Annotated in this window: 1 pseudogene; it reads right to left on the bottom strand. The window is 64.9% G+C overall.

Features of this window, described 5'->3' with window-relative positions:
* Window positions 1–92: 92 nt before the first annotated feature.
* Window positions 93–620 (bottom strand): annotated as a pseudogene (locus KHA85_RS16475) (Mu transposase domain-containing protein); the annotation flags it as partial.
* Window positions 621–755 lie beyond the last annotated feature (135 nt).

Raw genomic sequence — 755 nt, 5'->3', positions numbered from 1 at the left:
CTGATCTTCCGTACCATCACGGATTGCTCCTTCCGCCGCGCGCCCTATACACGCGGCGGAAGGAGCCTAGAAGCGGGTGGCCCCCACGGGCGCTACTCCTGGCCCCCAAGCGCAATATTCGCGATACCGGCCACTGGCCCCCGAAGGCAATACCGGTGGACCCCAGTGCGACGAATATTCAGCTGCTTGACGGCGGTGTAGCTGATCGCCCGGCGTGAGGTCTCGGAGACGAGTTGGCCACAGGCCCGCTCGAGCAGCATCTTGTTGTCCCCGCGGGCCAGGGCGGGGATGTTCTGGCACGAACGGTAGCCCTGAGCCTCGATCCGCTGACGATCCAGGACCTCACTGATCGCGGCCACGGTGTGCGGTCCGATCTTGTGGGCCTGGCGCACGAAATACGCCCGCGACCACAGGTCCGATGACTGCAGATGCTGCGCGGGCACGTGGTCAGGGTCCGTGACGAAGGCGTGCCGCCTACCGGAGACGGCATGGGAGGCGATGACCTCCCCGCCCGCCATGACCGTGAGCGTGGGACCGGTGATCTTCACATCGACGTGCTGTCCGGCGAACGTGTAGGGCACCGAGTACTTCACCGTGGCGACCTCCACGTGGTAATCCCTGTTGACCTTCGACTTTCTCTACGTCACCGGCTGCCACCGCGCCTCGGGCAGAGTGATCAACTCCGACTTCTCGTGCTCGGTGGCAGATAGGGCTTGTCGGTACTGCTGGTCCGGCGAGTTGGTACCGCCATTCCG

This window comes from Dietzia massiliensis, assembly GCF_018390595.1.
GTDB classification, from domain to species: domain Bacteria; phylum Actinomycetota; class Actinomycetes; order Mycobacteriales; family Mycobacteriaceae; genus Dietzia; species Dietzia massiliensis.
This window is presented reverse-complemented; position numbering and strand designations above follow the sequence as displayed.